18 protein-coding genes are annotated in these 23,793 nt (G+C 56.9%); 5 read left to right on the forward strand and 13 right to left on the reverse strand.

Features of this window, described 5'->3' with window-relative positions; translation table 11 throughout:
• Positions 1-23: 23 nt before the first annotated feature.
• Positions 24-965, reverse strand: coding sequence for an aldo/keto reductase family protein (locus tag K2F33_RS04945; RefSeq protein ID WP_263881135.1), 942 nt, complete (start codon positions 963-965; stop codon positions 24-26).
• A gap of 210 nt (positions 966-1,175) precedes the next feature.
• On the opposite strand from K2F33_RS04945, the gene K2F33_RS04950 reads away from it, so the two are divergent.
• Together K2F33_RS04950 and K2F33_RS04955 are read left to right on the forward strand one after the other, a co-directional pair.
• Entirely contained in the window at positions 1,176-2,723 is a 1,548-nt protein-coding gene (locus K2F33_RS04950) for an FAD-dependent oxidoreductase (RefSeq protein WP_263881137.1), read from the forward strand.
• Between the two features lie 41 nt (positions 2,724-2,764).
• Positions 2,765-3,085, forward strand: a complete 321-nt coding sequence (locus K2F33_RS04955) for an antibiotic biosynthesis monooxygenase (RefSeq protein ID WP_076171875.1) — start codon at positions 2,765-2,767, stop codon at positions 3,083-3,085.
• Between the two features lie 150 nt (positions 3,086-3,235).
• Here the strand turns inward: K2F33_RS04955 and K2F33_RS04960 are convergent, their stop codons facing one another.
• The 3 genes from K2F33_RS04960 to K2F33_RS04970 all read right to left on the reverse strand — a co-directional run bounded on the left by K2F33_RS04960 (position 3,236) and on the right by K2F33_RS04970 (position 7,376).
• Complete coding sequence (locus K2F33_RS04960) at positions 3,236-3,706, reverse strand: hypothetical protein (protein ID WP_076171877.1); 471 nt, start codon at positions 3,704-3,706, stop codon at positions 3,236-3,238.
• 122 nt (positions 3,707-3,828) lie between these two features.
• On the reverse strand, positions 3,829-4,953 hold the full coding sequence (locus K2F33_RS04965; protein WP_263881138.1) for a nitric oxide synthase oxygenase: 1,125 nt from the start codon (positions 4,951-4,953) through the stop codon (positions 3,829-3,831).
• 203 nt (positions 4,954-5,156) lie between these two features.
• The gene (locus K2F33_RS04970) at positions 5,157-7,376 is read right to left on the reverse strand and encodes an MMPL family transporter (RefSeq protein WP_263881139.1); all 2,220 of its coding nucleotides are present in this window, start codon (positions 7,374-7,376) and stop codon (positions 5,157-5,159) included.
• Between the two features lie 374 nt (positions 7,377-7,750).
• On the opposite strand from K2F33_RS04970, the gene K2F33_RS04975 reads away from it, so the two are divergent.
• Positions 7,751-8,311 carry a TetR/AcrR family transcriptional regulator gene (locus tag K2F33_RS04975; RefSeq protein ID WP_240913409.1) on the forward strand — a complete coding sequence of 187 codons (561 nt, stop codon included), beginning with the start codon at positions 7,751-7,753 and terminating at the stop codon, positions 8,309-8,311.
• 73 nt (positions 8,312-8,384) lie between these two features.
• On the opposite strand, the gene K2F33_RS04980 is transcribed toward K2F33_RS04975, so the two are convergent.
• The 6 genes from K2F33_RS04980 to cidR form a co-directional block, all read right to left on the reverse strand.
• Complete coding sequence (locus K2F33_RS04980) at positions 8,385-9,359, reverse strand: DNA-3-methyladenine glycosylase family protein (protein WP_263881140.1); 975 nt, start codon at positions 9,357-9,359, stop codon at positions 8,385-8,387.
• A 214-nt stretch (positions 9,360-9,573) separates the two neighbouring features.
• A complete protein-coding gene (locus K2F33_RS04985) occupies positions 9,574-11,454 on the reverse strand; it encodes an ABC transporter ATP-binding protein (RefSeq protein WP_318672165.1) in 1,881 nt (626 codons plus the stop codon).
• Complete coding sequence (locus K2F33_RS04990) at positions 11,451-13,178, reverse strand: ABC transporter ATP-binding protein (protein ID WP_145139736.1); 1,728 nt, start codon at positions 13,176-13,178, stop codon at positions 11,451-11,453. Before K2F33_RS04990 ends, K2F33_RS04985 begins: the two co-directional genes overlap by 4 nt.
• On the reverse strand, positions 13,172-13,714 hold the full coding sequence (locus tag K2F33_RS04995) for a MarR family winged helix-turn-helix transcriptional regulator (protein ID WP_263881141.1): 543 nt from the start codon (positions 13,712-13,714) through the stop codon (positions 13,172-13,174). Before K2F33_RS04995 ends, K2F33_RS04990 begins: the two co-directional genes overlap by 7 nt.
• A gap of 158 nt (positions 13,715-13,872) precedes the next feature.
• Positions 13,873-15,243 (reverse strand): MATE family efflux transporter, encoded by a 1,371-nt coding sequence (locus K2F33_RS05000; protein ID WP_263881142.1) that lies wholly within the window; start codon positions 15,241-15,243, stop codon positions 13,873-13,875.
• A 277-nt stretch (positions 15,244-15,520) separates the two neighbouring features.
• Positions 15,521-16,414 (reverse strand): cidABC operon transcriptional activator CidR, encoded by an 894-nt coding sequence (gene cidR, locus K2F33_RS05005; RefSeq protein ID WP_105445544.1) that lies wholly within the window; start codon positions 16,412-16,414, stop codon positions 15,521-15,523.
• Positions 16,415-16,613: 199 nt separating this feature from the next.
• Here cidR and K2F33_RS05010 point away from each other — a divergent pair, with 199 nt between their 5' ends.
• Positions 16,614-16,985, forward strand: coding sequence for a CidA/LrgA family protein (locus K2F33_RS05010; RefSeq protein ID WP_116233416.1), 372 nt, complete (start codon positions 16,614-16,616; stop codon positions 16,983-16,985).
• A complete protein-coding gene (locus K2F33_RS05015; protein ID WP_263882292.1) occupies positions 16,985-17,659 on the forward strand; it encodes a CidB/LrgB family autolysis modulator in 675 nt (224 codons plus the stop codon). The genes K2F33_RS05010 and K2F33_RS05015 overlap by 1 nt, the downstream gene beginning before the upstream one ends.
• A gap of 4 nt (positions 17,660-17,663) precedes the next feature.
• Here the strand turns inward: K2F33_RS05015 and K2F33_RS05020 are convergent, their stop codons facing one another.
• The 3 genes from K2F33_RS05020 to K2F33_RS05030 all read right to left on the reverse strand — a co-directional run bounded on the left by K2F33_RS05020 (position 17,664) and on the right by K2F33_RS05030 (position 23,500).
• Positions 17,664-18,638, reverse strand: coding sequence for a Gfo/Idh/MocA family protein (locus tag K2F33_RS05020; protein WP_263881143.1), 975 nt, complete (start codon positions 18,636-18,638; stop codon positions 17,664-17,666).
• 174 nt (positions 18,639-18,812) lie between these two features.
• Positions 18,813-21,128, reverse strand: coding sequence for an ATP-dependent DNA helicase (locus tag K2F33_RS05025; protein ID WP_263881144.1), 2,316 nt, complete (start codon positions 21,126-21,128; stop codon positions 18,813-18,815).
• A gap of 164 nt (positions 21,129-21,292) precedes the next feature.
• Complete coding sequence (locus K2F33_RS05030; RefSeq protein ID WP_263881145.1) at positions 21,293-23,500, reverse strand: methyl-accepting chemotaxis protein; 2,208 nt, start codon at positions 23,498-23,500, stop codon at positions 21,293-21,295.
• Between the last annotated feature and the right edge of the window lie 293 nt (positions 23,501-23,793).

Genomic DNA, 23,793 nt, shown 5'->3' on the forward strand with positions numbered 1-23,793 from the left:
CTTCGCCATGCTTTATTCGATCATTATGAGTTCAAAATTTGTTCGATCCGTTCCAGCACGTCCGCCGAAAGCTCAATGCCCGAGGCCTTCACGTTCTCGGTGACCTGCTCCGGACGACTCGCACCCACCAGCGCGCTTGCCACATTCGGCTGCCGCAGAATCCAGGCCAGGGCCAACTGGCCTACCTTGATGTCCAGCTCGGCGGCGACCTTCTCCAACTGGCGCACCTTGGCGATCTTCTCTTCACTGATGCGGTCTTCCTTCCAGCCGAGCTTGGCGGCGCGGCTGCCTTCCGGAGCCTGGCCCGGCGCCGTGTATTTGCCTGTCAGCAAGCCCTGCGCCAGCGGCGAGTAGACGACCTGGCCGATGCCCTTCGCTTCGCCGAGCGGAATAACCTCGTGCTCGATCTCCCGCTGAAACATATTGTACACCGGCTGGTTTACGACGATGCGGTCCAGCAGGTAGCGGTCAGCCGTGCCGAGCGCGGCCTCCATCTGCGCCGCGGTCCACATGCTGACGCCGACGTACAGCACCTTGCCCTGGCGAACCAGGTCATCCAGCGCCCGCAGCGTTTCGTCGATCGGCGTATCGGCATCATACCGGTGACAGTAGTACAGGTCTACATAGTCGTGGCCCAGCCGCTTGAGACTGGCGTCGCACTGCTCCATAATGTGCTTCCGCGACAGTCCCTGGTCGTTGGGCCCGTCCCCCATTTTTCCGAACACCTTGGTTGCCAGCACGTAAGACTCCCGCGGGTACGCCTTCAGCGTCTGCCCTAACAGTTCCTCGGCCGCACCCCGCTCGTACACATTGGCCGTGTCAAAGAAATTTACGCCCTCGTCATAGGCCGTCCGGATCGCCTGAACCGCATTTTCGCGCTCCACGTATCCGCCGTAAGTCAGCCAGCTGCCCAGGCTGATTTCACTCACTTTCAGTCCGCTTCTTCCCAGTCTCCGGTATTTCATCGTTTCATCAGCGCCTCCTTGTTCATATCGGGATTCCCCAATTGGCCGCCCTAAGGCAGGTTTTCTGCCCGCCCGCAGGACAATTTAGGCTTTCCCTACTATTGTAAACAACCCCCGCAGGGAAGAAAAGCCGCCGCCCGGCAAGCTCCGTTTCTTTTTGGCGAAAAGTGGTAATAAATGAAATGAAAATACTTAGGAGGCTACGATGCTATGCAACCATCTGAACCGATATCCAATGAGCTGCCGCAGTACCCTGAATCTTTATGGAGAGCGACAACGGACCTCCCTTCCTTTCCGCGTCTGGCGGAAGACATCAAGGTGGACGTTGCTATCGTAGGCGCGGGAATTGCGGGAATTACGACCGGGTACCTGCTTGCCCGGGAAGGGCTGAAGGTCGCCCTGGTGGAAGCGGGGAAAGTACTGAACGGCACCACCGCACATACGACCGCCAAAATTACGGCCCAGCACGGCATGCTGTACGATGAACTGCTGAGCCATTTCGGGCAGGAACGGGCATCCATGTATTATCAGGCCAACCGGGATGCGCTGCAATTCATCCGGGATACGGCGTCCAAGCTGAATATTGACTGCGGTCTCCATGAGGAAGACGCCTATGTATATATGGAGAAGGATAAGGATCTCAACAAGCTGGAGAAGGAATTCGAAGCTTATGAGAAGCTGGGCATCCCCGGCGAATGGGTAAACAAGCTGCCGATACCTCAGTTCGCATCGGGTGCCATCAAGCTGCCGGGACAAGCCCGGTTCCATCCGCTGCATTATTTGCGGCGTCTGTTGGAGGAATTCGTGAAGGCTGGCGGACAAGTATATGAGAATACGACGGTCCATAAGGTGGACAAGGAGGGGCCGTTAACGGTCGTCACCTATCGCGGAAGCCACAAGATTCAATGCAGCCATGTCGTCGCCGCTACCCACTTCCCGTTCCTCGATGAAGGCGGCTTTTATTTTGCGCGGCTGCATGCCGACCGCTCGTATGCGCTGGCCATGAAGCCGGAAACGGCGTTTGCCGGCGGCATGTATATCAGCGCAGACAAGCCGACGCGCTCGCTGCGGGCCGCCTCCTGGAACGGCGAAGAGGTGGTCATCGTCGGCGGCGAAGGGCATAAAACCGGGCAGCATATGTGCACCTTCTCTTACTATGAGGCGCTCGAAGCCTATGGGGGCAAACTGCTGGGCAGCAAAGGCATTCCTTTCCGCTGGTCCACCCAGGATCTGGTCACCATCGACAAAGTGCCGTACATCGGACAAATTACGTCCAAGGACGAAGGGATCTACGTCGCAACCGGCTTCAACAAATGGGGCATGACCAGCGGTACCCTCGCCGGGCGGATGTTATCGGATCAAATCATCGGCAGGGACAATCCGTACAGTGAGCTGTACACGCCGTCCCGTTTCCTCGCCGACCCGTCGATTATGAACCTGGTGAAGGAAAATGCCGATGTGGCCGGAGAGCTGATTTCCGGCAAAGTCGGCCTCGTCCACACCCGGATCGAAGACCTGAATCCTGACGAAGGCGCCGTGGTCCGCCATAACGGTAAAAAAGCCGGTGCTTATAAAGACCCGGAGGGCAATCTTCATCTGGTGGATAACACGTGTACGCATATGGGCTGCGAGACCGAGTGGAACGCGGCGGAGCGGACCTGGGACTGCCCTTGCCACGGCTCCCGTTTCTCCTATGACGGGGTCGTGTTTGAAGGACCGGCTATCAAGCCGCTTGAGAAACTGGATGCACACGAGTAGACTGAATTAAGGAACGATACCACAATCGGAGGCGATTCCTTATGATAGTCATCACCAATACGATTTTGATCAAGGAAGGGCACGGACAAGCCGTGGCCGAGCGTTTTGCGAATGCCAAGGGCGTGCAGGACATGCCGGGCTTTGTCCGGATGGAGGTATGGCTGGGCAAGAGCAAGGAGGCGGAAGCCGAGGAACTGAAGGTGTCCACCGTCTGGGAGGACGAGGCGTCGTTTAAAAACTGGACGCAGAGCGAGTCCTTCCGCGCTTCTCACCGCGGGGCCGGAGGCAGCAAGGACGTCCTTCTCGGCTCTACGCTGAACCAGTATGAGCTCGTCGTCAGCCCCTTGAACGCAGCGGAATAAGCAGTATGCTGTAGTGCAGGCGGGTTTTGCCCGACAACCAAAAAAGGATAGGTTCGAGAGATCCGAAGGGTCTGCCGAGCCTATCCTTTATTATTTTATAAGATGCAGTTGATCCGCCTCTGACCCCGCGGCAGCCGGTTCCGACTGACATCAGGCGATGCCCGCCTCGGCTCCCGCTTCCTCCACCTGAAGCCGGTATGCATACAGCGACTCGTCGATAATGGCGCTCATCATGGGCAGATCCGCTTCGGGAATCAGCTCCAGCGCATAGTTCCATGCGTTCTCTTCAATCTGCAGCGCCACGCGCATCCGCTGTTCCTCAGTAAGATTCATGTCTTCCAACGATTCGGAGAGCGCAGGCAGCTCCGGATCCGCGGCATGCCCCAGCTCATGGGCCAGGACAATCGTAAAATACTCCTCCACCCGGTCCAATGATCCGAACATCTGCATGCATTGTTCCTCGATCACACCGGTATACATCGTGATCCGCTTGGAAACCATCCCGTACTTGCCGCCGATCAGGCGTCCATCCCGGGACCGTGTTCTCAGACGGACCTGAACGCCCAGTCCCGACCGTCCGACCAGCTCACGGATGATTTCGTTCAAATATATGGTGTTCAACGCTCTATCTTTATCCCCTTTAATGTCAAATAACCTAATAAATCATTATACGACGCAGCAGGCGAAAAGCAACAAGCAATCAAGCACTTTTTTCGGGTTTGCAGGGTGTCGGAGTCGATCAGCTAATGGTGAAATGGGCATCCCGCTTGTTTCGGCGTAGCGTTTGACGCCTCTCTCTTAAAGAAGTTTGGCGTCTTAACCGTGTTGTCATACGAATGGTGAAAAATATGGGTCGTCGCCGGCGATAACGGCGGGATCAACCACGTCCAGTTCCCGGTGACCTCTCTGCCGCTCCTGGCTTCCCGCTCTTCAAACAGCCGGAACTGGGAAGCCGCCGTATGGTGATCCACCATGCTGACCCCCGCCTGCTTGTAAGAATGCAGCACGGCGACGTTCATCTCGACGAGTGCGCGGTCCCGCCAGAGCGAGGTTTCGCTCGCTGTGGACAGGCCCATCAGCTCCGCCACCCGCGGCAGCATGTTATACCGCTGTTCATCGGCGAAATTTCGCGCACCGACCTCGGTCACCATGTACCAACCGTTAAACGGAGCGGCCGTATAGCGGATGCCGCCGATCACGAGTTCCATATCGGAAATGATCGGCACGGCGTACCAGCGCAAGCCCAGCTCGGCGAAGGCGGGCATATCCGGATGCGTGATCGGCACTTCCATGACCAGCTCCGGCGGAATGGGAAACAGCTCAGGCCCGCCTTTCCCGCCTTGAATGACAAGAGGAAGGACGTCGTAGGGCGTCCCTTCTCCCGTCCAGCCCAGCTTCTTGCACAGCCTCGTAAACAGAACGGAAGCCGGATCACCGGTGATCGTCCCGCCGTTCTCGTACCCCGCATAGCGGATCAGCTGGTGGTTCAGGATGCGGATATCGCTCATGCCGGGTACCGACGGCCTAAATACTGTGATCGTCGGCACGATTTTGCCGCCGCCCGTGCCGCGTTCGATATGACGCAGCAGCGCCTCGGCAATGTCGCCGGGCCGCTCAAGGCCCCGCTCATCGATGACCTGCATCGAGTCCCAGAACAGGCGGCCGATGCAGCGGTTGCTGTTGCGCCATGCCATTTTTGCCCCGTGAACCAGTTCCTCGTACGTATGCTCATACGTTCCGGTCTCTTCAATGCTGGCCCTGATTTCCGCCAGCCTCCGGACGGTCTCGGCCTCCGTTTTGCCAAGCTCCTGATAACACAATAATATATATTCTTCCGCATCACTCTGCAGAACGTTATACACCTTCATGCCGCGTTCACCTCGTCGTTCGTAAAAAGGGTCTGTCTCTCCCTATTATAAGCCAGACGCTGAAGCCACAGCCGTGTAAGGCTTGAGCAAATGGTGAATCTTGCGGCAGGCTGGATGAACCGGGTTGGGCGGCGGACGAGAGATGTTCGGTGGCAGCACAAAAGAGGAGCCCCTGAAAAACAGGGACTCCTCTTTATGATGAATCAGGACGGCATGCCAGCCTTGGTGTTCTCGGCCTCCGAATGGGAAGACGGCCAGAAAGCAAAGCGGCCCAGCAGCGCCGTAATGGCCGGCACGAGAAACGGCCGGACGATGAAGGTGTCCAGCAGGACACCCGCGGCGGTAATGATGCCGAACTGGACCAGCACCTGAATCGGCAGCGAGGCGAGCACCGCAAAGGTCCCGGCCAGAATGAGGCCAGCGGAGGTGATGACCGAGCCCGTCTCGGACACGCCCTCCTGGATCGCCTGCTTTAACGGTATATGCTTCCGTTTTTTCCAGATGCTCGAGATCATGAAGATGTTGTAGTCCTCGCCCAGCGCCACCAGGAACACGAACGAATAGAGCGGAATCGCTCCTTGGATCGCGTCCGCGCCAATCCCGTAATGGATGATGAGCCAGCCCAGGCCAAGCGCCGAGAAATAAGACAAAATAACAGTCAACATCAAATACACCGTTGCGGTGATCGACCTCAAATACACGAGCAGCAGCAGCGTAATCATCCCGATGACGACCGGAATAATGACCATCGTGTCGCGGTCGCCGGTCTCACGGGTATCGTATTGCTCGGCGGTCTGGCCGCTGATCCACACTTTATCCGCCGGGGAACCCACTCCCGCCGCCTGAAGCGCCTGCTCTGCCGTGCTCCGCAGGTGGGGAATCTGGTCCATCGCTTCGCTGGAATAAGGATTCATGTCGAGCGTGACGTCGTAGGCGATAATATTGGCGTTTTGACTGCCCGGCTGCCCTTTTGACACCTCATCCACATAAGGCAGCTCTTTCAGCTTCTGCCCCAGACCATCCGTCTTGCCTTCCGTATCGATCATAATTTTCACCGGAGCCAGTTCCCCGGGGCTGAACTGCTTCCCGATCGTATCGAAGCCTTCACGCGAGGCCATATCTTTCGGAAAAGATGACATAATATCGTAGGTAAACTTCACCTGGCTGGCTACGGAAGCGAGCGCGCCCAGCACGATCACCGTCACAATGACGATCATCCAAGGTCTGCGGACCACGAGCCGGCTGGCAAAGCCGGGACGCTTCGGCTTGCGGGCGGGTACCGGTTTGCCCTTTTTGCGGGCGCGTTCCTCTTCCATCTCCGGCGTGCGGGGAACGAACGGATAGAACGACGTCCTCCCGAAAATCGCCAGCAGCGCAGGTACCAGCGTCAAGCTCGCGATCACCATCACAAGAATAGAAACGCTGAACGGAACCGCAAAACGGTGGTATGCCCCGTACTTCGCCAGCAGCAGGGCCAGCAGCGACAGGACCACCGTGAAGCCGCTCATGGCGATCGCGCCTGAGGATTCCGTCACTGCCCGCAGCAGCGCCCGGGTCTTGCTCTCTTCTTCCTTCAGCAAATGGCGGAAGTGCGAGATCAGGAACAGACAGTAGTCCGTCCCGGCGCCAAACAGCAGCACCGTCATGATCGAAACGGCTTGGGAATCGACGGTGATCCAGCCTTTCTGGGCCATCAATCCGAGCAGGGGGCTGACTGCGCCATACGCAAAGCCGACCGCGATCAGCGGAATCAGCGCCAGAATCGGCGAGCGGTATATAAGCAGCAGGATGACCAGCACCAAAATGACGGTGGACATGAGCAGCTTGAAATCCGCGTTCTTGAAGAGACCGGTTGCGTCAATCGAAATGCCGACCGGACCGGTGACGCGGACGCTGAGGTCCGAACCGGAGTTATGGCTTGCGGTGAAGGGATCCTGCCCGGTTTCATGCGTGATCCCGGACTTCAGCTGCTCCACCCCTTCTTTCAGCTGGTCGCTGTCTGCGCTTTTCTCGAACAGCACGGGGGTGACCAGCGTGCTCTGGTCCTCGGACAGCATCGCTTTCAGCGCAGCCGCCGGCATTTGGTGAAATGGCGGAACCGAATCCTGATAAGGCACCGGATTCGCGCTCCATCCGGCATACACTTTCTGTACATGCTGTAAATCATCGTCTTTCAGCCCGCCTTCACGGTGCCAGACCAGCAGGGCGGGAACTCCAGCATCGCTGCTGAACTGCTCCTCCGCGATGCGTTCAGCCTGAACTGAAGGCTTGGCGTCGTCCAGATTGGCCGCATTGTTCTGGACCTCGCTGTTGACCATCGGCCAGATGGCACTCAGCACGCCCACGATGATAACCCAAACGGCCAGCGTGATCCATTTGCTTCTTTTTCCGGCGACCCAGCGCCCGTATCCGGAATCCCCCATATTCTGCTCCTCCCCACCTGTTACAGGTGCCAAAATGGTATAGTATAAGTACATGTTCATGCCGATAAAGTGCGGCTTCCGCAGGCTCCGTGATACAATATGGTACAGTACGGACCGCCGTACTTTTCAGCCTTATCAGGCGGCATACAATCGCAGAATTCAATGAAAAGCACATCCGCTATTACCATGCCACATTAATTATATATACCGGAAGGTTAATTATCAATCAGGATTTAGAACAGGATTGTGGAATTACTGGAGGACAACGATCAACTACTTAGATTATGGAGGACAACGATATGGAACAATCTCAGGGAAAACATCCGGCTAAACGCTCCCCGGGCCGGCCCAAACGCCGGCAGGAGGACACTCCCATGAACGAATTCATCCTGAAAACAGCGTCCGCCCTGTTCATGGAGTACGGCTATGAGCCGGTCTCGCTGCAGCAAATTGCCCAAGTATGCGGCGTAACCAAGGCGTCCATTTACTATCACTTTGAAAATAAAGCCCAGCTCTTCACGGCGGCTGTCACCGCCATGATGCAGAAGGCGCGCAATGCTTCCCTGCGGATTATGCAGCAGGACAAGCCGCTCTACGACCGGCTCGTGGAGCTGGCCGAGAACAAGCTTCGTTTCCCGCACGGAGACTTTGAAACGATCATGCGCGATGCCAGCGCCTCGCTGGCGCCCGAACAGCTGGAGGAAATCCGCGTCAGCGAGGACCAGATTCACGATGTGCTGACCGTCAGCTTCACCGAAGCGATCAAAAACGGGGAGGTGCGCTCCGCACACCCGCTCCTTATGGCGCACACGCTGGCATCCATGCTGATGATCGGCAACCGGGAGATTGCCAAAGAATTCGCCCCGTCCGCGGGCGAACTGGCCCAGGAGATCGTCAACATGTTCTGGAACGGGGTCGGCGTGCAGGAAGCGTAGCGGTCAGGACTGGCTGAAGGCGGCCTCGATGGTTGGTAGCATGCGGCTCGAATATGGCGTAGGTCAGCCGCCGCTATTCTTCCGAGGCTTTCCGGGCCGACTTGCTGCGGACAGGCTTCTTCTGTTCCTTCTCCTGCTTCTGCCGCAGCTTCCAATCGTCGAGCCAGGCCCATAAGTAGTAAGCGGCGTAGCTCCGCCATGGCGACCAACTGCGGCTGATCTCCAGCATGAGGGGAGAAGGCGGCTGGCTGTCAAAGTCCCACAGCACTTTCATTGCATTTTTTAGTCCGATGTCATCAGCCGGGAAGAAATCGGTTCGGCCCACGCTGAAGAGCAGGAAGCACTCGACCGTCCATTTGCCGACGCCGCGGATCGGGAGCAGCCGGTTGAAAATTTCTTCGTCCGCAAGGTCCGGCATGGCGTTAAGGTCGAGGGAGCCGTCCGCTACCTGCCGCGCCAGGCCGGTGATGTACTCGGCTTTACGCCGGCTGAACTGCAGCGGCAGCAGCTCGTCCGGTTCGAGCGCGGCCAGCGCTTCCGGCTTCGGGAAGCTGTAGAGCGTATGGTCCCCGATCGTCACGGGGGTGCCGTACTGCTCGGTGATTCGCGAGACGAGCGAAGCGGCAAAGCTCAGGTTCATCTGCTGGCCGATAATCGTCCGCACCAGATTTTGAAACAGATTCGGCTCCAGCAGTATTTTCAGCCCATGAAGCCCCGGAAGAATGGAGCCAATAACAGGCTCATCCTGAAGCTGCGCATAGAACGGCCTGAGGTCCACATGGTTGGACAGCATTTTGCCTACATACACCCGGATGGCTTCGGTTTCCTTCGAATTACAGGCCTGCAGCAGATCCACCTCCGCCGCCGGTCCCTGGTCGGTCTCCACCAAGGACACGGTGACCGGAATGTCGCGCCCTTCCGCCGGAATCACCTTCGTGAATACCGGGTATTCCGGATGAGCCAGCACGAGCCGGGGATTTTGCCCCCTGACCGCGACCATGGTTCGTTCGATGCTAAAGGGCGTAAGCAGCGGGATCGTTTCTTTCATGTTCCGTACCTCCTGACTCCTGTAAAGTGATCAAGCATTCGCCGCAGGTTCGGTCTGCGTTTTTTATTCCTGAATGAACTTCTATGATCAATATTGACAAACACACGTTCGATATTCAAGCTTAAACTGCCAATATTCCAAAAAAAGAGCAGCCGTGATGGCTGCTCTTTTGAAATGCGGATGATAAGGGTCGCGGGTGGGGTCACCTTCACCCTCAGACAACCTCTTGAATGCTTCCGCCGGAAAACTGGCTGTTATACAGATCGGCGTAGAAGCCGCCTTTGGCCAGAAGCTCCTCGTGGTTGCCCTTCTCGATCACACTGCCCTGGTTCATGACCAGAATCAGATCGGCGTCACGGATCGTGGACAGCCGGTGAGCGATGACGAAGCTCGTTCTGCCCTTCATCAGGTCGTTCATCGCCTTCTGAATATAGACCTCCGTCCGGGTGTCGACGCTGCTGGTCGCTTCATCCAAAATGAGAATGGACGGATCGGCCAGAATGGCACGCGCTATCGTCAGCAGCTGCTTCTGCCCTTGGGAAATGTTCGACGCTTCTTCGTTGAGCACGGTGTCGTAGCCGTCCGGAAGCGTACGGATGAAGTGATCGGCATGAGCCGCCTTGGCCGCCTCGATCACTTCCTCGTTCGTGGCGCCGGCCCGGCCGTAAGCGATATTTTCCATAATCGTCCCGTTAAAGAGCCAGGTATCCTGGAGCACCATGCCGAAAATGCTGCGCAAATTGCCGCGCTTCAAGTGGGTAATGTTCACGCCGTCGATGGTGATCGCCCCGCCGTTCAGCTCATAGAAGCGCATGAGCAGGTTGATGAGCGTCGTCTTGCCGGCACCGGTCGGCCCGACGATGGCGATTGTCTGTCCAGGCTTCACGTCGATGTTCATATCTTCAATGAGCATTGCGTCTTCCTTATAGCCGAACCGCACATGCTCAAACTGCACGGCACCTTTTGGATCGTTCAAGACAGCCGCATCCGCCGCTTCCGGCACTTCCTCTTCTTCATCCAGCAGCTCGAACACACGCTCCGCCGAAGCGATGGTGGACTGGATGATGTTCGCAATGTTGGCCGTCTGCATAATCGGCTGGGTAAACTGTCTGGCGTACTGGATGAACGCCTGCACATCCCCGATCGTAATGCGGCCGTGGGTGACGAAGATCCCCCCGACCACGCAGACCAGCACATAGCCGATGTTGCCGATAAACATCATCATCGGCATGATGATGCCGGAGATAAATTGGGCTTTCCAGCCGGAGCTGTACAGCTTTTCGTTGATTTTGTTGAAATCCTCAACAGACTCACGCTCGTGGCCAAAGGCCTTCACGATTTTATGGCCCGTGTACATTTCCTCCACATGGCCGTTGAGCTGTCCCAAAGAAGCCTGCTGGGCCATGAAATGCTTCTGAGACCGGGAAGCTACCGCTTTAATGACGATGAAGCTGAGCGGCAGCGTCACGATCAGAATCAAAGTCATCCATGGGCTGATCGACAGCATCATCACGATGACGCCAACCAGCGTCACGATCGACGTGATCAGCTGCGTCAAGCTCTGCTGAAGCGTGGTGCTGATGTTGTCGACGTCGTTGGTCGCGCGGCTCAAGATTTCCCCATGCGTCCGGGAATCAAAATATTTCAGCGGCAGGCGCGACAGCTTCGCGTTGATCTGCTCCCGCATATCGTACACGACTTTCTGCGCCACGCCGGCCATCAGATACTGCTGGACATAGCTGAACGCTGCGCTGAACAGGTACAGACCAATCAGTATCAGCAGGATTTGGGTGATGTAGGTAAAATCAATGCCGGCGCCCGGCGTCCCCTTCGCCATCGCGATGACGCCTTCCAGCAGCTTGGTAATCGCCTTGCCGAGAATTTTCGGGCTCGCGATGCTGAACACTGTACTAAGAATCGCCGTCAGAAAAATAACGATCAGCGTTCCCCGCCGCGGCCGCAGGTACCCGACCAGCCGCTTCAGGGAGCCCTTGAAGTCCTTGGCCTTCTGCGCAGGCATCATTTGGCCGGGATGGCCGCCCGGATGCCGCGGTCCTCCCGGCGGAGGTCCGGGTCTTCTTGTTTGCTCACTCATGCGATCTCCTCCTCTGACAGCTGTGAGGATACAATTTCGCGGTAAACGTCACTGGTCTCCATCAGCTCGCGGTGGGTGCCGATGCCGGCGATCCGTCCTTCGTCGAGGACGATGATCCGGTCGGCGTCCATGACCGTGCTGACCCGCTGCGCCACGAGCAGAACGGTTGCGTCCCGCGTTACCGGCTTCAACGCGCTGCGCAGCTTCGCATCCGTCTTGAAATCAAGCGCCGAGAAGCTGTCGTCGAACGCATAGATTTCCGGTCTGCGTACCAGCGCCCGCGCGATGGACAAGCGCTGCTTCTGTCCGCCGGACACGTTGTTGCCGCCCTGGGCAATTTCCGATTCAAAGCCGTCTTTCATATTCATAATAAATTCGGTCGCCTGGGCGATATCCGCCGCTTCGCGGATCTCTTCATCGGTGGCGTCCTTTTTGCCATAGCGGATATTGTCCGCAATCGTCCCGGTGAACAGCAGCGCCTTCTGCGGCACGAAGCCGATCTTGGCGCGCAGCTCCTCCTGCGTCATCTCGCGGACGTCGACCCCGTCGACCAGCACGCTGCCTTCCGCTACATCATAGAAGCGCGGAATCAAGCTGAGCAGCGTCGACTTGCCGGAACCGGTGCCGCCGATAATCGCCGTGGTCTCCCCCGGCTTGGCGGTGAATGAAATCCCCGAAAGCGCCGGCTGCTCCGCGCCCGGATAACTGAACGTCACGTCCCGGAATTCCAAATAGCCGCGGCCTTCTTCAGAGGATTGTGCAACGAGCGGATCATCGATATCCGGCGTAATGCTGAGCACCTCGTTAATCCGCGCAGCGGATGCGGAAGCGCGCGGAACCATGACGAAGATCATGGAGACCATGATCAAGGAGAACATGATCTGCATGGCGTACTGGATAAAAGCCATCAGGTCACCGACCTGCATATGTCCGTCCCTAATGCGCAGGCCGCCGAACCAGACGATGGCAATGGTCGATAAGTTCATGACGATCATCATGATCGGCATCATGGCCGCCATGATTTTGTTGACCCGGACCGCTGTGCTGGTCAGATCGTAGTTGGCTTCCTTGAAACGCTCCTGCTCATGCTGAATCCGGTTAAACGAACGAATGACCCGGATCCCGGTCAGGTTTTCGCGGAGCACCCGGTTCAGTTTGTCCAGCTTGACCTGCATCGCCTTGAACAGCGGCATTCCCATACCGGCTATGAGGGCAATGGAGCCCGCCAACACCGGAACGATCACGACGATGATCAGAGACAGCTTGGCGTCCTTGGACACCGCCATAATAATCCCGCCGATACACATCATCGGCGCGCTGATCATCATCCGCAGCATCATGGTCAGCACCTGCTGGGTCTGGGCGATATCATTGGTGGTGCGGGTAATGAGCGAAGCCGTGCCCAGCTTGTCAAATTCCTGCAGGGAGAAATTCTGGACATGCTGGAATACCCGGCTGCGCATCGATCTGCCGAAGCCGCCCGCCACTTTGGCGGACAGGTAGCTCGCGGCGATGGAGCAAATGGCTCCCCCCAGAGCTACGGCCAGCATAAAGCCGCCGATTTTCCAAATGTAAGGAATGTCTCCCTGAATGATGCCCTTATCCACGATGTCCGACATTAACGTCGGGAGATACAGATCCGACATGGACTGCAGAAACACAAGCACAAATGTGAACAGGATCAGAAGCCAGAACGGCTTCAATGAACGAAAAAGCTTCAGCATGTTGACACTTCACCTCCATCCGATGAATCATTCTGCGTTTTGCTTTCATAATACTTATAAGCCTTGGTCAGCAGCTCAGACAGCTTCTCGCTCTCCTCGATGCCCAGGTGATCGACAAGCCCCTTGAAGGAATGGATCGTCGCCTTACGGGCTTGGATAATCGCTTCCCGCCCCTCTTCGCTGAGCTTGATCCGGACCACCCTTCGGTCCGCCTCATCCGGCGTCCGTACGATCCATTTCTTCTTCTCCAGCGCTTTGACAAACTGGGTGACGGTCGGAGAAGTGACCCCCAGCATCGTACTGATCTCGGACACCTTCAGTCCCGGGCTATCCGGCTCGACATGACGCATGAGCAGAACCATCAGCCCCATCTCGCTCATCTTCAAGCCTTCGATTACCCGGTGGCGAAACTCCCCCCTGTTAAATCGCATGACTGCCTGAAGCAGCTGGACAACGGTTTCGTGGTGCTGATCATGCTCCTGCGGTTCACTTCCCTGGCAGAAGGCTTTCTGACGGTTGTTGCCATCGTCGTTCATGACGCCAACAATCCTCCTTTCTCAAACGTGCTATGAAGAGATAAGATCCCGCACAAAAAAATAATTAGGTTACCAATTAAATAGGCAACCTAATTATATGACCTTTCCGATTTATATGTCAATTAAAACATATCTAATAAAGTCCAACAATATTTTGTTCATGGATCAGCTGTGCTTGCATGACCAGAATTCCGCAGCAGACGTTTGACCGTCGCCGCAAACAATATGCAGCAGGTGACCGCTGCGCAGGCGTCTGCAATCGGCTCGGCCATAATGACGGCGTCGGCTTTGGGCGATATGAACTCCGGCAGCACAAAAACCAAAGGAATCAGCAAAATGATTTTACGCAGAACGGCAATAAAGATGGACACCTTAGCCTGCCCAAGCGCAAGAAACATCTGCTGCAGCGCCAGCTGAATGCCGTAAATGCACGTCCCCAGGAAAAAGACCGGCATCAGCCTTTCCGTCAGCGCAATCAATTCAGCCTGATCCGTGAAAATCATGGCGGGAAACCGCGGCAAGAACACCGCCACCGCCCACATCAGGATGCCGAGGACACCGCAAACGGCCGTACAAAACCGGATCGCCGCCTTCACCCTTGCATAGTCTCCCGATCCATAATTGTAGCCGATGACCGGCTGTGCTCCCTGCGCAAAGCTGGATAAAGGCAGGGAAAACAGCTGCATGAGGCTGGTCAGAATGCTGATTGCGCCCACATACAAATCGCCGCCATACCGCGCAAGGGAAATATTAAACACGATCTGGATCAGGCTTTCCGTCGACTGCATGATAAAAGGGGACAGCCCCAGCGCAAGGATGCGGCACGCCATCCGGGGGTTCACCCGCAGGTTGCGGAGCCGAAGGCGGAGGTGGCTGTGCCTGGATGTAAGAAACGACAGCACCCATATAGCGGACGCAGTCTGGGAAATGACGGTTGCCAAAGCGGCCCCGCGGACTCCCAGATGCATCGGAAATATAAAAAGGGGTGCCAGGATGGCGTTCAGCACAGCTCCGGCACAGACCGTAGCCATTGCCGTTTTGGCAAAACCCTGAATGGAAATAAAAGAATTCAGCCCAAGGGACATCAGCACGCTGACCGTCCCCAGCAAATAGATGCCCATATAATCACTGGCATAGGGCAGTGTTGTACCGCTCGCTCCGAAGGCGATCAACAGGGGACGGTGAAAACACAGCAGCACCGCCGTCAGCACTCCCGAGACGAGCAGGAGCATCAGGCAGCAGCTGCCCAGCAGCTTCTCCGCTTCCTTGGGTTTCCCTTCCCCCAGCTTCATGGAGGCCAGCGGAGCGCCGCCAAGGCCGATGAGGGCCGCAAACGCCGAGATGGTCATGATCAGCGGGAAGGCGATGCCCAGTCCGGTTAATGCAAAGGTACCGCCTCCCGGCATCCTGCCGATCAGCATCCGGTCGACGACATTGTACAGCGCGTTGACGATTTGAGCCGCAATCGCCGGAAGTGCAAGAGACAACAGCAGCTTGGGGATGCTCCCCGCGGCAAACCGGCTGCTCATTTCATCATGGTTGATTGTAAATCATTCCTTTTCGCTCGTAGTTTCCGTAGAAATGCGCATTTCCATCTTTCATTATATCAGACTGAAATCGCATGAAAACACGAGTTTTAAGGCATCTACGCGGCCGTTTAAGGGTTGTAAAATATAAAAAATAATGAGGAGATACATGTCTGAATCCAAAACGCTTTAAAAGCAAAAATAAGAGGTCTGAGAGGGTGTTGGTTTAATGTATTTTTTCTTGTAACCTCATTAAAATAATGCGTTCCAGTCTGCCCGGTTACCCCCTGTCCTCCATCAATTTCCCCTGCGTAAACGCGATCCATTCCCGCGCGGCATAGGACAGGTAACGGTCCCTGCGCCAGATCATCCCCAGCTGCCACGGAATAACCGGTTCCACCAGCGGCATAATCCGGATCCGCTCCCGGTTGATTTCCCGGCAGATCGTTTCCGGCAGCAGGGCGATGCCCAAATTGGCGGCGACCATGCCGCTGATCAAGTCCCATTGGGAGCTTTCGTAGACGATATGCGGCTGGAAGCCGACCTTGACGCATTCCGTAATGATCCGGTCATGCAGCGCAAAGTCCTCCCGGAACAGCACGAAGTTCTCTTCCGCCAGATCGGCAAGACCGGCGCACTCGCGATGCGCAAGACGGTGCGACGGGTGCACCAGCAGCATCAGGTTTTCCCGGACGAACGAAAACGAGTGGAACAGCGAGTCGTCGGTGGGCAGCACCACAACGCCAATGTCGAGCAAACCGCTTTCTACGTCGACCTCCACCTTTTTGGCGCCGTCCTCAAAGATCTGCATCGTCACCTGCGGGTATTTCTGATGAAACTGCCCGATCACCTCAGGAAAAAAACTCGATCCGACCATCGGCGGCAGGCCGAGGCGGATATGGCCCTTCTTCAGATTTTTCAAATCGCCGAGCTCGGAGGACAAGCTCTGGAACGACTTCACGATCGGCTGCGCCTGCTCGTAAATAATCCGGCCGGCATCGGTCAGCACCACCTTTTTGCCTGAACGGTCAAACAGGGTGACGCCAAGCTCCTCCTCAATGTTGCGGATCGTTTTGCTGATCGACGGCTGCGTGATGTAGAGCGATTCCGCCGCCTTCGTAAAACTCTGCAGCCGGGCGACCTCCATAAAATACTGCAATTGGCGGATGTCCATACGTCGTTCTCCTTTTCCTTGAGTAAGTCTATCGGGGACATTTTACGTACTTGCCCATCATCCATTTCGATTTTGAACTTATACGTCATCCTTATGCCATAGCCAAATGGAATGATATCCATTCGATATATGCATTTTACCTATGAAAATGAATGCTGTAAAATTTTCATTATAAATGAAAGGAAGGCGAAAACAATTGATGAAGCATGCCGTCAAAGGGACCGTTCAGGTCGCCGTTTTAATGCTGTTTTCATATGCGATGAACCAGCTGGCCGGTCTGCTGCATCTGCCGGTGCCGGGCAGCATTCTCGGAATCATCGTGTTGTTTCTTTTGCTCGAATCCGGCGTCGTCAAGCTCGAATGGATCGAAGTCGGAGCAAACTGGCTGCTCGCCGAGCTCCTGCTCTTCTTTATCCCGGCCGCCGTCGGGGTGATGAAATATTTTGCGATGCTGGAGAGCGACGGGGTGCGAATCCTGCTCGTCGTTATTTTCAGCACGGTCGTGGTCATGGCCAGCTCCGGCTTGACCGCCGCACGCATTGCCAAACATAAAGAACGGAAGGTGTCATGATGATCGGTCTCATCTGTCTGCTGCTAACCCTCGTGATCTACATGGCAGCCAAACGATTGTATAAGCGGTATCCTAGAGTGTATCTGTCGCCGCTGCTGGTGACGCCCTGCATCATTATTATTTTCCTGCTGTGCACACATATTCCCTATGAACATTACAATGCCGGCGGGAAATGGCTGAGCGATATGCTCCAGCCTGCGACGGTCGCCTTTGCGGTGCCGCTCTATAAAAATTTTAAAGTACTCAAAAAGCACGCCGTCGAAATCGTCGTCAGCGTGCTTACCGGTTCCTTCATGGCTATGATCTCTTCGGCGATGCTCGCCAAAGGGCTGAAGCTGGACACTTCATTGGTGACCAGCCTGATTCCCCGCTCGATCACGACGCCGATCGCCATGAACGTATCGCAGGTCATCGGCGGGGTGCCGAACATTACGGCGGTCTTCGTCATTATGACCGGCCTGCTCGGCTCCGTACTCGGGCCAATGATTCTGCGCCTTCTACGGATCGAGAACGAAATCGCCCGCGGCGTGCTGCTCGGCACGAGCGCCCACGGGACGGGAACGTCCGTGGCCTTCGGCTTCAGCTCGATGAGCGGAGCGATCTCCAGCGTCTCGATGATCCTGGCCGCCTTGTTCACGCTCGGCGTGGCGCCGCTGCTCATGCTGATGTGGTAAGGAGTTAGAGGCGGACCGGCTTGCCGGTAGATGCCGAGGCCAACGCGGCACAAGTCACGGCCTGTGTCCGGCAGGCATCCTCATAGCTTGAAAGAATACGGGAGCGATCTCCGGTGCGCAGCGCATGGAGAAACGCTTCCGTTTCGCGTACATAGGGGCTCCCCTGCTCCGCATATTCCGTCTTTACACCGGGCGCCGCCAACTGCAGCCGCTGCGGGTTCCAATCGATGATCCCCCGGTCCGTATAGAACGTCAGTCCCGTCTGGCTCAGCCCGCCGCCTTCCGGCAGGACGCATGTGTTGGAGATGTTCGCTACCACGCCGCTCGACAGGCGGAGCGTGACCGTTCCTACGTCGGCGACTTCTACGCCTTCCACCTGGCTCCGCTTGACCCGGTCCCCGTAAAGCGCATACACTTCTTCCACTTCACCGGCCGTATACCGGAGCATGTCGACCATATGCGTCGTCTGCTCGATGAACTGCCCGCCGGAGCCGCTTTGCCGTCTCCACCAGGACACGCCCGGCATGCTGTCCATCCACCGTCCCAGCACCATACCGGTCGTATGGTTCGACAGTTCCTCCTTCAGCCGCGCCGCATTATGCTGGTAGCGGAAATGGTACCCCACCGACGTCAACAGCCCCGTCTCGCGGACCCGGGCCAAAATTTGTTCCGGCAAGCTGGTGTCGAGCCCAAGCGGTTTTTCCACCAAAAACGGAATACCGCGCTCAATCAGCTTCATTTCGATTTCGCCGTGTGCCATCGGCGGCACGCAGATATACACCGCGTCGAGCGGCCCCGCGTCCAGCATAGCATCCAGATCCTCATATCCCTCGGCGCCGTAACGCCGCGCCATCCGGTCTGCTTTCTCCAGGCTTGTACCACAAACCGCCGTCAGCTTTACTCCATCCATCGCCGCCAAATTGTCGGCATGTACGCCGCTGAACCATCCGGTTCCGATCAATCCGATACGAAGTGTCATCCTGCGCGATCCCACCTTTATCCTGTTTTCTCCACTATACCGGGGGCCGTCCCGTTTGGCTACGATTTGTTGGGAACGCATCGCACGCCCTCGTATCCATCCCGTTCGCGGAACCCAATCCCGACGAGACCAAGCGGCCCGGAGGACCACTTCGCTGTGCCGCGTCTCGCCCGTCTAAGGCCTCCCGACGGTGAATCCCTTCCACTCATCCGGGAGCAGCCCCTGATAATGCCGCTGGAGAAAACGGTCGTCGACCAGCACCAGCACGCCCGTATCCTGCTCGGAGCGGATCAGCCGCCCTCCGGCCTGCAGCACCTTGTTCATCCCCGGGAACACGTAGGCGTAATCATACCCGCTTTTCCCGTTTTCATTGAAGTAATCCCGAATCAGGTTCCGTTCAAAACCGAGCTGCGGCAGGCCCACACCGACTACGACCACGCCTCCCAGACGGTCCCCCTGCAGGTCGATGCCTTCGGAGAAAATACCCCCGAGCACAGCGAAGCCGACGAGCGTATCCGCATTGTCCGCCTGGAACGCCGCGAGGAACCGCTCCCGCTCCTCCTCGGCCATTCCGGTATCCTGCACGATGATGCCAACCTCCGGGTGCAGCTCCGCAAAAGGCTCGACCACCATACGCATATATTGGTACGACGGGAAAAAGACCATGTAATTCGCTTTGCGCTCCGATATGAGGCCATGCAGCAGCTTCACCAGCGCGTCCCGGGTGTCGTCCCGGTCCCGGTACCTGGTGGACAGCGGCTCGATGCGCACATCCAGCTGCTCCCGGCTGAACGGCGACGGCACGGACAAGCTGTAGTCCTCCTCGCCGGCGCCCAGCATGTCCCTATAGTAGGACAGCGGAGACAGAGTGGCCGAGAAAAACACGGTCGAGCGGAAGCCTTTTCCCGCCTGGGTGAGCAGGTAGGACGGATCCATGCAGAACAGCTTCAGCACGCAGTCGCCACCGTGAATCTCGGCATACGTCAAAAAGCGTTCGTCATACAGCTTGGCGATCCGGATATAATGCTGCGACACAAAATAAGCATCCAGCAGCTGCTCCTGCAGCCCGGGGTTGCCTTTGGGAGCCAGCAGCTCCCGCTCGGCTTCGGCGATGAACAGTTCCAGCCGCTCACCCAGTTCCCGAGGCTGCTCCTGCCACTGCTTCTGGCGGACTTCGCCCATTTCCTTTTTCAGCTCGATAAAAAATTTATTGACCGCATCCGCCGCCTTCTGAACCCCGGCATCCACGCCCTTGTATCCGCGCTTCAGCTCGAGAAATGCCGCCTTGCCGATCTCAGCCGAGAACATGTCCCGTCCCCGATCAACGAGGTTATGGGCTTCGTCCACGAGCAGCACCGTCTGCCTCTTCTGCTCCTCGGGCAGCCGTTTGAACGAAACCCGCGGATCAAAGATGTAATTATAGTCGCAAATGACCGCATCCGCTGCGTAGGCCGCGTCCAGCGAAAACTCAAAGGGACATACCTGGTGCTTGCGAGCGTAACGCTCGATGACGGCGCGGTCCATCACCGTTTCCTGGGACAGCATGTCCAAAATAGCCCCGTTGACCCGGTCGTAGTAGCCGTCCGCAAACGGGCAGGCGTCCTTCCGGCAGACCGTCTCCTCCTGAAAGCAGACTTTGTCCTTAGCCGTAATCGTCACCGTCTGCATCCGCAGCCCTTTGGCCTGCATCAGCGCAAAGGCCTGCTCGGCGGCCGTTCGGGTGATCGTCTTGGCCGTCAAATAAAAGATCTGCCCAAGCAGCCCCTCCCCGATCGCCTTCACGGACGGGAACAGCGTGGACATCGTCTTGCCGATCCCCGTCGGGGCCTTGGCAAACAGCTTCCGCTTCTCCTTCACCGCCTGATAGACCGCTCCCGCCAGCTTGCGCTGTCCTTCCCGGTAAGTGTCGAACGGGAACGGCAGCGCGCGGATGCTCTCATCCCGGAGATGCGCATTTTTCAGCCGGAGCGCGGCATACGGGGTATAGACCTCCAGCACCCCCATCACAAAGGCTTCGAGCTCTGCCAGCGTCAGCATCCGCCGGAAACGGCGCTCCGTGCCGGTATGCGTCTCGACGTAGGTAAGCTGCACCGTCATCTGGTCCAGGCCGTGGTCCATGGCATAAATATAGGCGTAAACTTGAGCCTGTGCCCAGTGAACCGGCTTTCCGTCCCCCTCCATCGCATCCAGGCTCGCAGCGGTCGATTTGATCTCATCGATCATCCAGCCGTCATCCGTTTGGATCAGGCCGTCGCATCTTCCTTCAATGACATAAGTCAGGTCCCCGAAGGAGATCTCCCGCTTCAGAAACACCTCCTTCTGGTCGCCTTCCCCGTAGGTTTTCTGCACCTGCTGGTGAATTCGTGTGCCTTCAACCATGGCGGTGGCCGACCGGAATCCGGAATCGATATCCCCGCTTGAGAAAGCATATTCCACCAGCGGTCGAACCGATATCCGAACCTCCGCCCGCTCCCGGTTTTCTTCAGACATAAGATCACCCGTTCCCCTTGTTTTTCCCATCATACCATAATGGAGCAGGCAGTCCCAATGCGCTATCCACGAAAAAAGCCCGTGCCGCCCTGATAAAGGGGCACGAGCTTTGTCTAATGAACTCATCCGGCAGCGGCAGGTCACACGACGCCACCGTCTTCCTGCTATCTTCTCCGCGTCTCGGTCAGGCGGAACTGGTTGACAAGCTGAAGCAGCGATCCGGTGATGGACTCCACATTTTCCGATGTGCCGCGGACGTGCTGCATGTCCTCCTGCAGCTCCTGCAGGGTGCCTTCCACCTCTGCCGAAATGCTGCGGTTTTCGATGCTGACGGCGGCTACCTTTTCCATGATGCCCACCACTTCACCGACCATCTTGGTCTTGAGGCTGTCCTGGCTGCCAGCCTGTCCCAGCATTTCAGAGGCCGAAGCGACGATTTTCGTACCCTCCTCCACCGCCCGGCTGCCTTCGTCCATGGAGGCAAAGGCCAGTTCCACCTGCCCGCCGATCTGCCGCAGCGTCCGCTGGATCTGCTCGGTGGAATGCCGGGTAAGCTCGGCCAGCTTGCGGATTTCCCCCGCCACTACCGAGAAGCCTTGACCGTGCTCGCCCGCCCTCGCCGCTTCGATCGACGCGTTCAGCGATAACAGGTTGGTCTGCTTGGAAATGTTCTCGATGGCCGTCAGCAGGCCGGCAATATCCCGCGTCGTTTCCATAAACGTCCGAATGGTCCGGTTGCTCTCCTCCACCTTGTCCTGGATTTGCTTCATCTTGTCGCCGATATGCTGCACTTCGCTTTGCGCCACCGCAATTTGCTGAGCAGCCGCCTCTTCGATTTCCCGCAGGGTAACGCTCATCTCCACCGACACGTCCTTGGCCACGTCGATATCCTTCAGCTGGCCGCGGATGCCGCGGATCATGCTGTGAACCTTCCCGCTCACCCGCTCCGTGGAGCTGGCGGTCGACTGGGCCGTCGCATGCTGCACGTGCTGGCTGTCCTGAACGTCCTGCGCCGCCTGCTTAACCTGCAGCATAATGCCTTCCAGGGCATCGATCATGCTGTTTACCCATTTGCCGAGCTCCTTGGCCTCGTCATCCGCAAATTCGCGCAGGTCCAGCCGCTGCGTCAAATCCCCTTTGCCTTCGGCATTGATGCGGATGAACCGGCTCAGGCTGCGTAAATGCTCCGCCGTCCGCCGCGTCCCCCTGCGTTCAAGAACGAAGACCGCGATCCAGCCGAACAGCACGTTTGCCGCCAGAACCATGATCAGCCCCGTGACCGGAGGCAGACTCCAGGCCAGCAGACCGAATAGAAGACCGTTCAGCACCACGCCCGCCAGACCTGTCATCAGGTGCATTTTCTTCATCTTCCAACCGAAGCTCCGGAAGCGGTACACTTCCTCCAAATCCCCTTCGCACATCATCCCCCATACGTCCGGGCAATGCGGAAGCTGAAAAGTAACCCCTTTACCGATCACCGGAATGTGCCGGTAGTCCGAATATCCCGGAAACTCCACAAACAGATTGCTTCCGTTCTGTATCGTGTTCGCCACCCCTGGATGCAGTTCTCCTGTGGCCGGGTCCTTGAACACCAGTTCCAGCTCGGTATGGTTCTTTACCTGAACCGTCCCGTAGTCGGTCCGTACCCCTTCTTTCAGGTTATCGCCGTGCGTAAAGGTAAAGTCCTCGAAGCGGCTCCGCGACAGCGCCGTTCCGGGCGCAATGTTCTTGCTCAGTCCCGGCTTGGCCATGAAAATGTAGTTATCGCCTGAATCGGGATATACATGCCCCTGCTCCCGCTGGATCAAGTCGCCCAGGACATCGTTTGGAACCCGGCCGCACAGCGCCCCTTTCCACTCACCGTCATTCATGACCGGCAAAATAAACATCAGCGTCATCGCGTCGTGAAACGCCGAAGTGCTCGGGCCGACCTCTAATGTGGCCGGGTCGGAATAGGGGCCGAACAGGCAAGGATTCCCCTGCAGCGTATACTTCAGCCCCGGCTCGATCAGGCCCTCCCGGCTGCAGCTTGCCCCGATGCGGGACGGATGGGTGGAGTATACCACCTTCATGTCGTCACGAATCAGGAAAATCTCTGAGAAATCGGCACCTCTCTTCATATAGGAAGCGAACAGCGGCTCCAATGCCGCGGCCCCGGCAGGATCCTGGACGATATGGCCGAAGTTTGGGCCAAGCTGTATGCTCAAACGCTCCAAATGGGACCAATACTCCGTAACCCAGCTCTCTAATATTTGTATACGATTCTGGGCGATTCCCTCAAAAATGTTTTCGATATCCTCTTTCAAATGACGGTTTAACCGGTACGACCACCAGAGTGGCAGCCCCGTTGTAAAGCCAAGCCAGTCAAACATCCCCCTCAACCCCTTCATCAAACATTACATTATGCGTTAACTTATTTAACACAATATGGTTTTCGCACATTTTACCTAAAATGCAGACCTGGTTCAACACAATATTTTACAGTTTTTAGGGGGTTATTGACCGGTGGGAAATAAGCAGTGTACCGCAGTGTTTAGCAGGGTGTCGTGGTGTTACGGCTCAGCCCGCCGTACCCGGGCGGATCGGAAATCCGGACGTTTTCAAAGAATGCTTCAGAGGAGCGGCGGAAGCGGTTCATTTACTTCCCAATATGGTAAATGATAAC

The organism is Paenibacillus sp. PSB04, assembly GCF_025809195.1.
GTDB classification, from domain to species: domain Bacteria; phylum Bacillota; class Bacilli; order Paenibacillales; family Paenibacillaceae; genus Paenibacillus_AQ; species Paenibacillus_AQ favisporus.